General features: G+C 57.7%; 10 protein-coding genes. 1 reads left to right on the top strand and 9 read right to left on the bottom strand.

Annotated features, from left to right (window positions below; all coding sequences use genetic code 11):
• Positions 1-190: 190 nt before the first annotated feature.
• Positions 191-1,372 (bottom strand): M24 family metallopeptidase, encoded by a 1,182-nt coding sequence (locus NKH33_RS22315; RefSeq protein ID WP_352921520.1) that lies wholly within the window; start codon positions 1,370-1,372, stop codon positions 191-193.
• Between the two features lie 92 nt (positions 1,373-1,464).
• The gene (locus NKH33_RS22310) at positions 1,465-2,628 is read right to left on the bottom strand and encodes a M20 aminoacylase family protein (RefSeq protein WP_352921554.1); all 1,164 of its coding nucleotides are present in this window, start codon (positions 2,626-2,628) and stop codon (positions 1,465-1,467) included.
• 958 nt (positions 2,629-3,586) lie between these two features.
• Here NKH33_RS22310 and NKH33_RS22305 point away from each other — a divergent pair.
• The gene (locus NKH33_RS22305; RefSeq protein ID WP_352921518.1) at positions 3,587-4,792 is read left to right on the top strand and encodes a M24 family metallopeptidase; all 1,206 of its coding nucleotides are present in this window, start codon (positions 3,587-3,589) and stop codon (positions 4,790-4,792) included.
• A 275-nt stretch (positions 4,793-5,067) separates the two neighbouring features.
• Here the strand turns inward: NKH33_RS22305 and ehuA are convergent, their stop codons facing one another.
• The 7 genes from ehuA to NKH33_RS22270 all read right to left on the bottom strand — a co-directional run bounded on the left by ehuA (position 5,068) and on the right by NKH33_RS22270 (position 12,989).
• Positions 5,068-5,889 (bottom strand): ectoine/hydroxyectoine ABC transporter ATP-binding protein EhuA, encoded by an 822-nt coding sequence (gene ehuA / locus NKH33_RS22300; protein ID WP_352921516.1) that lies wholly within the window; start codon positions 5,887-5,889, stop codon positions 5,068-5,070.
• Complete coding sequence (gene ehuD, locus NKH33_RS22295; protein WP_352921514.1) at positions 5,889-6,557, bottom strand: ectoine/hydroxyectoine ABC transporter permease subunit EhuD; 669 nt, start codon at positions 6,555-6,557, stop codon at positions 5,889-5,891. The genes ehuA and ehuD overlap by 1 nt, the downstream gene beginning before the upstream one ends.
• Before the next feature lie 4 nt (positions 6,558-6,561).
• Entirely contained in the window at positions 6,562-7,227 is a 666-nt protein-coding gene (gene ehuC / locus NKH33_RS22290; protein ID WP_352921512.1) for an ectoine/hydroxyectoine ABC transporter permease subunit EhuC, read from the bottom strand.
• Between the two features lie 113 nt (positions 7,228-7,340).
• A complete protein-coding gene (ehuB, locus tag NKH33_RS22285) occupies positions 7,341-8,183 on the bottom strand; it encodes an ectoine/hydroxyectoine ABC transporter substrate-binding protein EhuB (protein ID WP_352921510.1) in 843 nt (280 codons plus the stop codon).
• Positions 8,184-9,119: 936 nt separating this feature from the next.
• Entirely contained in the window at positions 9,120-9,695 is a 576-nt protein-coding gene (locus NKH33_RS22280; RefSeq protein WP_352921509.1) for a sarcosine oxidase subunit gamma, read from the bottom strand.
• Entirely contained in the window at positions 9,688-12,726 is a 3,039-nt protein-coding gene (locus NKH33_RS22275) for a sarcosine oxidase subunit alpha family protein (protein WP_352921507.1), read from the bottom strand. Before NKH33_RS22275 ends, NKH33_RS22280 begins: the two co-directional genes overlap by 8 nt.
• The gene (locus NKH33_RS22270; protein ID WP_352921505.1) at positions 12,723-12,989 is read right to left on the bottom strand and encodes a sarcosine oxidase subunit delta; all 267 of its coding nucleotides are present in this window, start codon (positions 12,987-12,989) and stop codon (positions 12,723-12,725) included. The genes NKH33_RS22275 and NKH33_RS22270 overlap by 4 nt, the downstream gene beginning before the upstream one ends.
• Between the last annotated feature and the right edge of the window lie 7 nt (positions 12,990-12,996).

The raw sequence follows: 12,996 nt of genomic DNA, 5'->3' as shown, positions 1-12,996 counted from the left end.
CAGATGCGCGTTCACACACCTCACAGCCGCACACGGGGGCGGCAGACGCCTGCGAGAGATAGCCTGATGTACTCAAGCATCATGATCCGCGTCCTCCCGTTTCACGCCAGACCGCCGTTGCATCCAAGCGGTCGAAGATGGGCAATTCCTCGTCTGAATATCCGGATTGACCGGCCAAGAATTCGGCCTTTCAATCAATAACGAAAAGCTTTCGAGGAACATCGGCGAGAAATTCTGCTTTCCCTTCGGTGATCAGAATGCTTTCGGTGATCTCGATTCCGTAATCGTCATTCCAGATTCCTGTCATGAAATGGAACGTCATGCCCGGACGCAATTCGGTCTTGTCGCCTTCCCGGAAGCTGGCCGAGTGCTCGCCCCAGTCCGGCGGATAGGCAAGACCAATCGAGTAGCCCGAGCGGCTTGTTTTAACGATGCCATATTTCGCGAGAACGCCCGTGTAGGCGTTCGAAATGTCTTCACAGGTGTACCCGGCAACGGCCTTTTCCAAGCCGGCTTCCATCCCCTCTAGGACACCCTTCTCGGCATCAAGAATCTGCTGGCTCGGCTTGCCGAGGAAGTACGTACGGGAAAGCGGGCTGTGGTACCGCTTATGGACGCCCGCGAGTTCGAAGAAGATACTCTCATTGGCCCGTACCGGCTTGTCGCTCCAGGTCAGGTGGGGTGCTGCGGCGTCTGCACCAGCGCCGATCATGGGCACAGCAGCCGGATAGTCGCCCCAGAATCCATCGACACCACGCGTGGCGGCGTCGTAGATGCTGGCAACGATATCAGACTGTTTCACGCCTGGCCGCAGCACTTCCGTGATGCGCTCGTACATCGCCCCGACGATCTTGCCGGCGCCCCGCATGTATTCGATTTCCCGCGGCGATTTTAGGATGCGCTGCCAGTTGATCAGCCGGTAGGCGTTTTTGAATTTTGCGTTGGGGAGGGATGCCGACAGGGCTTCAAACGCGCGCGCGGTACAGAAGTAGTTGTCCTTCTCAAGGCCGATGGCCGCCGACGCATAACCCTCCGCAGTGATGATTTCGGCAAGCACCTCCATCGGATGAATAGCGTCGTTTTGGACGTAGTGATCAGGATAGGATTTGATCCGATCTTCGGAAAGGTACGCTGTGCGACGGCAACCGTTAGCATCGATGCCACGACCGAACCATAGGGGGTCCTTTTCCTTGGACACGACGACGCACTGGGGAACGTAGAAAGACCAGCCGTCATAGCCGGTAAGCCAATTCATGTTGGAGGGGTCCGTCACAACCAACAGATCGAGACCGGCCTGTTCCATAGCATGGCGCGCTTTGGCGAGACGATCTCGGTATTCTGCTAGCTCGAAGCGCAAGCTTTCCGCACTCATGGTAGACCTTCTGCCTTGTCGAATTCGATGTGGAAGTCACAAACACATCAATACCGCCGAGCCCTGAAGGCGTTTCGCGGCATTTCAGCGGGTCAGGCGGCCAAAATCGTCTCGACTAGGTTGACCCAGTATCCCACGCCGTAGGGGAGCGCCTCGTCGTCAAAATCGTAAGAGGGGCTATGCAAGCCCGCCGTTGCCCCGTTGCCGAGAAAGATCATGGCGCCCGGCCGAGCTTCCAACATGTAAGCGAAGTCCTCTGATCCCATTAAAGGCTTGGTGTTGTCGTTCACGGAATTCTTGCCAACCAAACCATAGGCAGCCTCGAGTGCCCAGCGAGTACCCTCTGTGTGATTAAAAGTGAGAGGTTCGAGCCGCCGGTGGCTGTAATCGATTGTCGCGCCAAATCCATTTGCGATCCCTTCAGCGCAAGCCTTGATTTGATGTTCCGCAAAATCCCGCAGTGTCGGCGACAGGCTCCGGACCGTACCACCTAGTGCAACTTGGTTTGGAATGACGTTGTAGGCATGGGCCGCGTTAAACCTCGTTACCGAGATCACAAGAGCCTCGGTAGGGTCGGTATTGCGGGACACAAGGCTCTGGAGGCCAACGATAATCTGTGCTCCTACCAAAACCGGATCAATCGTAAGATGAGGGGAAGCCGCATGGCCTCCCTTTCCCTTGATAATCACGTCAAATTCGTCAAGAGCGGCCAGAATCGAACCGTCGCGAATTGCGAACGTTCCAATATCAATACCGGGCATGTTGTGCATTCCATAGACCTGGTCGATCCCATATCGCTCCATGAGGCCATCCTGCACCATTTTCTGGGCACCACGCCCATCTTCTTCCGCCGGCTGGAAAATTAGCACAACTGTCCCCTTGAAATTTCGGGATGCCGCGAGGTGCTTAGCAGCGCCAAGTAACATGGCCGTATGGCCGTCGTGTCCACATGCATGCATGAGACCGACCGTGGAAGAGGCCCATTGCTTGCCAGACTCCTCAGCGATGGGCAGGGCATCCATGTCAGCCCTAAGCCCAATTGTCGGTCCTTCCCCGTTTGTCCCCTGAATGACAGCGACAACGCCTGTTTCCGCCACTCCGGTTTCGATATGGTTGATCCCGAATAAAGCCAGTTTCTCAGCGACAAACCGAGCTGTGTTGTGAACTTGGTAGCCCAGCTCTGGATGTTGATGGAGGTAGTGGCGCCACTCAACGACCTCATTGTGCAGCGTACGAAACTCGTCAATATTCCGCATATGCAACACCAATTTTTTGGACCTTTGATTGGCGCCAATAAGTAGCTGCCCCCACTTGGCCGCCGGGGGCGGCTGATAGCCGGCGCTTGACCAATGCATTCCGCACAAAAGGGGCGGGAAACCCTGACGGTCGACTGCCAAACGCAATACCTACATGCCGACTATCAATCAGCGGCTTCCTCGGCACAATCAAATATTGTTCCAATATGGGTTCCATCTCGTTTGGAGATACAGTTAAGAATTAGACTAGGTCGCGCATTCGGAACCGTGCCATCGGACTGGTCAACGCTGCGACCTCAACACAGAGCGGCGATTGGCCACCGCGTCATAGCCCTCTGTGCGCAAAGAGATTCCATCGGCATCCGAAGATACTATAGGGCTAAAGTCAGCGTGTAGTTGCAAGCGCACAAAAATGCGTCCCTGACTGGCTGCTTGTCATGCTACCGACGCGATTGGTCCAAACAGTAGAGCCATACGGTCCGGCCGGATGAAGGGCTATTCGCCTATTCGCCTCTCCGCCGATCTGACCAGTTGGGCGACGGGTAGCGAACGTGTCCTTGAGACCACAAGCTCCACGCTTGCGCCCATCTCCCTTCAAGATGACAAGGGTGCAAAATCAGTATTTGACGAAGACATTCGCGCACCTGATGCTCGGTGCAAATGAAATAGATCGTCAGATGTGCTGGGTGGCCCTGAATCGAAAAAGCGGCGACAAACGGCGCGCCCCAGGACTTGCGGGCAGCGCGAGTGACGCTCCCGCCTCGATAAGATTTCCAACCGGGTGTCAGTCAAGCGGTATTTAGGGAGGACGTGTAGAGACGGAAAAAAAGTTGATGTCGACAAGCTTTCCTGTCCGAAAACGTCCAATAGACGTTTGTTTTATTGTCGACCAGACGCACGCAACGATTAGCTAGGCATCGCGGTCTCAACACGCTAGCTAAAATTTCGCAGCGCCAAATTGATTGCTTTCGCAATCGTGATGAATAAAGATGGAGAAATGGCAATGCCCGCATTTAGTCAAGATGAATATCGCGCACGCGTATCCCGGCTACGAAAAAAGATGGCTGATCGAGGAATTGATGCTCTGCTCGTTCTAGAAGAATCAAATTTGAACTATCTGACGGGATATGCAGGATATTCCGACTACGTGCCGCAAGTTGCTTTGATCTTCCAGGACGAGGAAGACCCTTGGCTCATAATGCGCGAACTCGATACTCACGGTGCAGCGGTCGAGTCGTATCTTCCGGAATCACGCATCCTCAGTTACGCAGAAAAATACATTGGTTCTAAAGAACTTACCGCGTGGCAGCCCATTGGGGAATTCGTTCGTGATCGCACAAAATCGACACGTATCGGGGTCGAAATTTCCGGCAAAATGCTAGGATTGAAGGGATATGCCGCTCTGAGCAAGAGCTTGGGAGTGGCGGAATTCATCGACGCTGATGGGTTGGTCTCTACTCTGAAGGCAATAAAATCGCCTGCGGAACTTACATATATGGAGCAGGCGGGAAAGATCGTCGATAGGGCCATGAAAGAGGCTCAGGGTATGATCGCTGTTGGCGTGCGCGAATGCGACGTAGCAGCTGCCGTACAGCATGCCCTGACCAGCGGCACGCCTGAGATTCCAGGCGGCCCTGGTCCTATATCAATGCCAAATATGGCGATTGGCTCTCCTGCGAACCAATGCCATAGCAAGTGGGGCGACGGGGCCTACAAGATGGGCTGCCAGACCAATTTCGAGATGGGTGCTTTCCGCCATCGGTATGTCTGCGCCGGGTCACGGAGCATATTTTTGGGTGAACCGCCCGCTCGATCACGCTACGTGCACGAAGCGTGCCGGGACGGTTGGCTTGCCGCCTTTGAAGTTTTGCGGCCCGGGGTTAAGAGCAGCGATGTTGAGCGGGCTTTTCGGCGTGAGTTTGGACCTCGTGGTGTCCGGAAAGAGTCTAGGATTGGGTACTCGATCGGCCTTGACTGGGTGGATGGTGGCCCGAATTTCATGGAGGGAGATGAGACTGAAATTCTGCCCAATATGACCTTCCACCTTCTTATTGGGATCTGGGAAAAAACGGACGGCTACATCTTCAGTGAGACAGTGCGAATAACCGAAAATGGCGCAAAGTCTCTTATCAGTTTGCCGCGCGAGATGCTGATAAATTATTGATCTTTGCTATGCCGGAGCGCGCAACAAGATGGAACCGGGTATCAGCGCTCCAGCCCCTGCTTGCAGCCGTGAATGGCAATTTCTCGAGGCGCACTTTATGATCGCGACGCTCGCTGCCGGGATACTTTGGTATTCATGAGGCCATGCAGCGTCTAGGGAGAAGATACCCCTCCGGCGTTGTCGCCGCCACTGTCGCGCCTCTGCCCTATTCACCCGCCGAAAATGGGTATGGCGCCTATTTCGACGAGCCGAGGACGCGGCGATAAGCAAGCAAATCAGACCGCTTCCTTAACCGCGCTAAGGAATTGCTGTGTACGCTCTTTCTGCGGATTGCCGAACAGTTGGCCGGGTGTCCCCTGCTCCTCGATGCGTCCGCCGTAGAAGAAGCATACGCGATCCGAGATGTCCTTGGCGAAGCCCATTTGGTGGGTGACCATCAGCATGGTCAGGTGGTGTTCGGCGACGAGCTTACGGATGACGGTGGTGACCTCGCCGATGACCTCGGGATCGAGCGCCGACGTGACCTCGTCAAAAAGCATGACCTTCGGCCGCATGGCGAGCGCTCGCGCGATCGCCACGCGCTGCTGCTGGCCACCGGAAAGGCGGGAAGGATGCTGGTCGCGCTTGTCGGCCATGCCGACCATCGCCAGCAGTTCCTCCGAGCGCTCGCGCGCCTCCTTCTTCGACAGGCCGAGCACATGCACCGGGCCTTCCATGCAGTTCTCCAGCGCGGTCATGTGCGGGAACAGATTGAAGTGCTGGAAACACATGCCGATCCTGGAGCGCATCTTGCGCAGGTGGCGGCTGTTGGCTGGGGCAAGTCTGGTGCCGTTGGGCATGTGGGTCAGCGGCTGGCCGTCCACGTAGATGACGCCGCCATTGATGGTCTCCAGCGTCATCAGCATTCTGAGGACGGTCGTCTTTCCCGAGCCGGACGGGCCGATGATGGTGACCATTTCGCCTTCGGCGACGTCGAGGTCGAGCGAATCCAGGACCACCAGGCTACCGTAGCGCTTGGTGACCTTCCTGAAGCTCACCATCGGCACGTTGTCGCCTTCGAGCGCGAGGGGGAAGGTGGACAGGTCTTTGGTGGTCATCAGCTCATCCCCAGCTTTCTGCGCACCCAGCTCTCGAAGATGCGAATGCCACCGGCGGTGGGCAGCGAGATGGCCAGGAAGATGACCCCGACCAGCGTGTATGGCTCGAGGAATCGATAGGTCTCGGAGCCGATGGAGTTCGCCGCGTGCATCAGTTCGGCCACGCCGATGACCGACAGGATAGGCGTGTCCTTGAAGATGCCGACCAGGTAGTTTCCCATGCCGGCGAGCGAAGGCGGCAGCGCCTGCGGGATGATGACGCGGAAATAGGTCCGCGCGGTCGGAAGGTTGAGCGAGGTCGCCGCCTCCCACTGACCTTTCGGCACGCTGTCCAGCCCGCCGCGATAGACCTCCGACAGGTAGGAAGCGTAATGCAGTCCGATGGCGATCATGCCCGCCGTCCACGGCGAGAGCGTCAGGCCGAATTGTGGGCCGACATAGAAGACGAAGAAGATCTGTAGTACGAGCGGCGTCGAGCGGATAAACTCGACGATTTCCCGAACGATCATGGTCAATGCCGGGTAAGGGGTGCGTTGTGCAAGCGCGAAGACGAGACCGAGAATAACGGCGATGGCGTAGCCGAAACCGGCCGCCATGAAGGTGTTACCGGTGGCCACGAGCAGGCGGGGCAGAATTTCCCAGGTAAAGTCCCATCGCCAGTCCAACACTGCGTCACGCCCTCCCCATCTTGCGCATCATGAACCCTTCCAACCATCGCATGGAGGGAGTGATCATGAAGCGAGCGACAATGTAGTAGACGACAAGCGCGGTACCGAAGCTCTGGGCTGACAAGTAGGTTGTAGCGTTGATCTGCTTGGCCTGGAACGTCAAGTCGGCGACGGCAATCAGCGCGACCAGGGCTGTGCCCTTCATAAGCTCAATGAGAAGATTACCCCAAGGTGGCAGCATGATCAGCAACGCCTGCGGCAGGATCACGCGTCGCATGCGCTTGGCCGGAGACATGTTGAGCGCCAGCGCGGCCTCCCATTGACCCCGCGGTACAGACAGGATCGCGCCGCGCACCAGCTCTGACCCGTAGGCGCCGAGGTTCATTCCGACAGCGACGAAGCCGGCGGTGAATTTCTCGAGGGTGATTCCGAAGAGCGGCAGCACAAAAAAGATCCAATAAAGCTGGACGAGGAGCGAGGTGCCGCGGAATACCTCGATGTAGACGGTGGCCACGCCGCGGACCAGCGGATTTGGCGACATACGCATCAGCCCGGTCGACAGCGCTAACGCAATCCCTAAAATCGATGCCGTGACGGTTAATAAGATCGTGATCAGAGTCCCGCTGAGGATCCGGTCGCCGTATTGGCCGAGGAACTCGAAATATGACACGCCGCTTAGACCTTCCCCTTATGGCCACTTAGGCGGGAGGCAATCACCCAATGACAGGCACTTTAGGAGAAAGCAAGCGGCGGACCGGGTTTTCGGTCCGCCGCTCGTTTCGACTATCGGTTGGCGCAGATCCAGTCGGTCTTCTCGTCGCCTGGCAGCCAATCTTTCGTATAGCCGTATTTGGCGACTGCTTTCATCATCTCCTCAGACCCCAAATATTCCGTCAGGGCCGAATTGAAGGCGGCTATGAAGTCCTGGTCGTCCTTTCGGAAGGCGATGCCACCCCAGTTGAGCGAATCCTTAGGCATCGCTGCTGCGTCGGTTACTTCCAGTTTACCACCGCTGCTGGCGGCCAACTCTCCAACCAGGACGGGGGTGCCTGCCCCAGCGTCTGCGCGCCCGGCTAGCACGGCAGCAAGGATCTCGGTTGGACCTGGTACCTCCATGATTTTGGCCGCGTCGACACCCGCAGCCTTCGCGTGTTGAATGTTCGCGTAACCAGCCCCGGTGACCATAACAGCACCCTTCTCGCGTACGTCGTCGTAATTGCGGAGACCTTTGGGATTGCCTGCGGGAACAAGGAATGCCTCTCCCAGCTTGTAGATCGGCTCGGCGAAGGCGACGTTCTCACATCGCGATTTGAGAATGAACATCCCACCTGTGATAATGTCGAAGCGACCCGCCTGTAGTCCGGGGATCAGCCCACCCCATTCTGTCTGGACGGGCTCTATTTTCTCATAACCCATCTTTTTAAGTACACCGAGCGTCATGATGTTGGCAAAGCCCTCAGGCTCTCCGTTCTTTCCCGCATACGCGGTCGGCACTTCATTGGCAAAGCCAAGGCGAATCGGCTCCCCCGCAGCGATCCGGTCCGTCAGGGGACCGGCTATCGCAGTTGCGGCGGCCATCGCACTTAGCGCGACGGCAACCACAAAAGTCATCATTTCTGCCTTCATTTCAAACTCCCTTGTTGCGCGGTTCCCTCGCGGAGCGGGCTGCCTGTGGTGCACTCCATTGAGCACCGGAGAGCAATGTCATGAAACGCTTCTCGCAAGCGGCAACTCTGCAAACTCTAGAATCCAACTCGGAAGTGCTTAAGTCAAATCCAGTGTTTATATCGTGGCCATCTGGGCACGAGATGAGGTCGGGACAGCCTTCTCGAAATAAGAGAGTCACACGCGATTGCGCGGTGTGTACCTGAGGGATCGGTGGTGTAAACTGAAGGTGGCCTGCCCCCTGAAAATTTCTCTAATTCGCTCTGATCAAGGGTTCTTGTTCAGGTTCGCGTCGTCACCGGCCTCAGGGTTTCCCCGCGGTCGATCATGAAGGTTGATGAATGTTGGCGTCAGATGGTGGATCGGCCGAAGGCCAAAGTGGTCCTCGCGGGCGTCTTCCATGCGTCTGGTGGAATGCCGCGTTTCAGAGGGTCGGCCTAGCAAGCGTCCCCGCACGACGATGCTGCTTGTCTCAAGATTGGAGTCAAAAAACGTCAGCCGAAGTGATCGAGGGATGCTACCCCGCAGTTCCAATCGCGTACGAGTTCGCATTTTCGTTGCGTCGGCGCGCCATCATAGTGTTCCGCGAGGTTGATATGACGAAGGCCGCGTAGCAAACGCTTGGCATAGAGGCAAGGTTACTCGAAGTTCTTCAATCGTGGGAATACGTTCAACCAGGGCTTTCGCAATGGTTCGATCCTTTAGCGACGTGCTAAAAGTATTGGGCATCGAAGTAGTTCAACTTCGCCTGAACTTCGGTTGGCCGACCAGCCAAAAGAAAATCCTTGAGTGGTGATAGGAACTGTCGCTTTGCTCAGTTTTTCGCCGTCTGGGCATTAGTCTGTTCAGCGAGATGCCGCTGGAACGCAACATCCTGTTCCTGCCGATCGGGCCACGCTATCGGATTGCTGAGATCAAAGGCGGATCGGCAGCCCATCTCCCATCTCGACAGCTCGACGCGGATAGTCGTGTAACGCCCGCGGAGGCGCCCGAAATCCACTCAACCAGGCTCCTGCCGAAGCTACGCGGGACGAAAAGGTCGCATTGGAACGACCCTGTGCGCAATAGCAGGACCGGCACGCGATGAAAACCAACTTGGACCCCTTTCCCCTGTTGCAAAGAGTCCCAATCCACCACGACGCATCGCTCCAGCACATGCTTAATATTTTGGCCGGAAAGCCGCAGACGCACCCTGCCTTCGCCGAGTTCGAGCATGCAGCCCAGCTCAGGATCGATATCAATAGGAGGTAGCGATCCATCGGAGAGCAGCCAGAACCGGCGCGGCGCAATTCGAATGACAAGCTTGCCGTCTTGGTACGTGGTCTCACCGACCTTCGTAGGGAGCTGCCCGCCGAGCCTCGGCGCCAGGTCGGTCTCAAAACGCTCCATGGCGCCGTCCCAGCCGTCGAACTGAACGATTCCGCAGTCCCGCGACGCTATCCCAAGACCGGCTTGGTCAGAACCATTAGCCATGGAACCAATCTCCCTTCGGGTCGAGGAATGTGGGCGAGACTACGCGGGCCCGCACCGCCTCACCTTTCAAGGGATAATGAGCGATAAACTCGGCGCCCTCCTGCGATGCGCTGGAGGCAAGAAGCCCCAGCCCCACCCAGGCGTCGAGTGTGGGACTGTAGGTGGTCGAAGTGATACGGCCGAGCCCATGGCCCTGAACAGGCTCGTTAGGCCTGAAGAGTATCGCTCCACCGCGCAACCGCTTGCCATCCTCAACGCAACGCAGCCCGACTAACCGTGGCCGCTCAGGGTCGCTGAATGCTTCGCGCCGTCCAAGAACCTCGCCGACGAAGCCGCTGCGTTTGCCCGCCATGCGGCGTAGCCCGAGGTCGTCGAGCGTCGTCCTGCCGTCGATCTCCGGCCCGGCGACATGACCCTTTTCGACGCGCAGAGCCCCCAAAGCCTCTAAGCCATAAGGCTTAAGGCCGAAGGGCGTGCCGGCCTCCATCAGGCGGCACCATGCTTCCTTGCCCACGCTCGCCCCCGTATAGATTTCGTAAGCCCGCTCGCCCGAAAAGCTGAGACGAATGATGCGAAGGGGCTTGTCCCTATACCGACCTTCAAGAAGACCCATATGCGGCAACGCGTCATTAGACACGTCCAAATCGGGAAAGGCGGCCGCGAGGATATCGCGGCTCTTAGGACCGGCCACCGACATCGCCGCCCACTCGTCTGACACCGAAGTTACCGAAACGCGCAGATCAGGCCAGGCGGTATCGAGCAGAAATTCGAGCCGAGACATCACGTCCGCGCTCCGAGCAGTTGATGTCGTCATAAAAAAGTGCTGGTCGCTTACCCTCGTGGTAGTGCCGTCGTCGAAGACGATGCCATCATCGCGCAACATTACGCCGTAACGCGCGCGACCGACCGGCAGCTTGGCAAAGCCGTTAACATAAACGCGGTCTAGGAATTCAGCCGCGTCCGGCCCTTGAACCACGATTTTACCGAGTGTGGAGATATCCATGAGGCCGGCCGCCTCCCGCACATTTCGCATTTCCGCAACATAGGCCTCGTTCACGTCGCGGCCAGAAGCATGATAGAACCAGGGCCGCATCCAGAGGCCGGTCTCAAGCATCTCCGCGTCATTGGAGACATGCCAATCGTGCATTGGTGTGCGGCGAAACGGCTTGTAATGATGGCCGTGACTGAGCCCAGCCAGCGCCCCGACGGCGACCGGCGTAAAGGGAGGCCGGAAAGTCGTAGTGCCCACTTCCGGGATCGCCATGCCGCGTAAGCCGGCCATGGCGGAAAGCGCGTAGAAATTACTTGTCTTGCCTTGGTCGGTGCCCATCCCCAGTGTAGTGTAGCGCTTAAGATGTTCGACGGACTGGTATCCCTCCTGATGCGCCAGCGCGATGTCACTCACGGTTACGTCCATCTGCAGGTCGATGAAGGCCTTGCCTTTGGCAAGGTTCATCTGCCCGCCAGCCCCCTCATCGGCCTGCTTTGAGAACCTATTCTCCGACGGAGGAGACAAAGGGGGTTTTGGCCACAAACCCGGGTTCCTATCATCTCCCACAACACTAAGTCCGGCATTGGTCTTAGGAAGATCACGCTTGACCCGCGCCTGCGATCGTCTCGTTGCATCGCAGAACGTGAACGCCTCGTTCCCTGCACGATGCCCCTCGTCGACGGCAGCTCCTGTGGTGAAGCTTCCAGTTACAGCACCGGCCACGAACTGCCCCGCTCCGAGCTTACCAGGAACGAAGGCGCGAATGTCTTCACGATAAACCGGTTTGGTCCCCAGATGAGAGGTCAGATGCACCGTCGGAGACCAGCCGCCGGAAACGGCCACCAGATCGCATTCGAGCGAAGCCTTACCGCTGGGTTCTACAAGCACGACCGCACGGACACTTTGACCTCCAACAGCCGTCGCGATCGTCGATTTCGCACGTACGGCAATTCCTCCGCGTCGCGCCTGCTCGAGAAGTTGAGGCGTAGGCTGGGTGCGGCTATCAGCTACCGTCACTTGCGCCCCGGCTGCCGCAATATCGAAGGCCGCGCTGTAGGCGCTGTCGTTGTCAGCCGCCACCAGGACCCTCTTACCCGCAAGCACGCCATATCTATTCAGATAGGTGCGCGCTGCCGAGGCGAGCATTGTGCCAGGCCTGTCATTGTTCGCGAAGGTGAGCGGACGTTCGATCGAGCCCGTGCAGTACACAATCGACTTGGCGCGCAACAGCCCCAAGGTCTGGCGCGCACCTTGCCTTGGGTCAGCGGAACTTGAGCCGAGCCGCTCCAAGAGACCGAGCACATTGCCGTCATAGGCCCCGAACGCGCTGGTGCGCGTCATGAGAGAAACATTTGGCATGTCCGCGAGCCGTGCCAACATTCCAGAAAGCCAAGCCCCCGCTTCGCTGTCCGAAGGCTCAGATAGAAGATGGCCCCCTGCCATAAAATCCTGCTCGACGAGCACGACCTTGGCACCCGCCTCCGCTGCAGCTAGCGCGGCCGCCAGTCCAGCCGGTCCAGCCCCGACAACCGCCACGTCTGCGAAGAGATGACGGACTTCATATCTGTCAGGATCGGGCTCTTCCCCTGCGCGGCCGAGCCCTGCCGCCTTCCGGATGAAGTGCTCGTAAAACATCCAGGAACGCCGAGTTGGTCCCATAAAGGTCTTGTAGTAGAAACCTGCCGCTAAGAACGGCGAGAACCAGCTGTTAATGCTTTGAACGTCGAACTTGAGAGATGGCCAGCGATTCTGGCTTTCGGCCACCAAGCCGTCCGCCAGTTCCACCGTAGTTGCCGGCATGTTTGGCTCGCGCCGTCCGCCAGTTCCTAAAGTTACGAGCGCGTTCGGCTCCTCGGGTCCTGCCGAATATATTCCGCGCGGCCGGTGATATTTGAAACTCCGGCCAACGATCGTCACGTCGTTGGCAAGCATCGCCGACGCCAGGGTGTCCCCGCGAAAGCCCGTCATCGCCTTTCCGTCGAAGGTAAATGCGATGGGCTGCGAACGATCGATCCGCCCGAGCTTGTTCAGTCGCCTCATGCCACCGTCCCTCTGCTGAAGTTGACTGAAAGGATCGTGTGATTCACGGTATTGCGTTCAACGATTAGCCACTGCCGACAGCCCATCACATGCTGCCAAAATTCCCGGTGGATGCCTGCCGGGTTCTCCCTCACGAAGACGTAACGGTACCAGCGTTCGAAATCGGGATCATTGTGGGCTGGACGACTAACGGATGCGTCGCCAGCATAGCGAAACTCGTCGTGATCGCGCGGACCGCAGCAGGGGCATTCGATTTGCAGCACTTGGGGT

It is taken from the genome of Mesorhizobium sp. M1182 (assembly GCF_040318335.1).
Classification (GTDB): domain Bacteria; phylum Pseudomonadota; class Alphaproteobacteria; order Rhizobiales; family Rhizobiaceae; genus Mesorhizobium.
The sequence above is the reverse complement of the archived record's forward strand: the minus strand, read 5'-3'. Positions and strand labels throughout refer to the sequence as shown.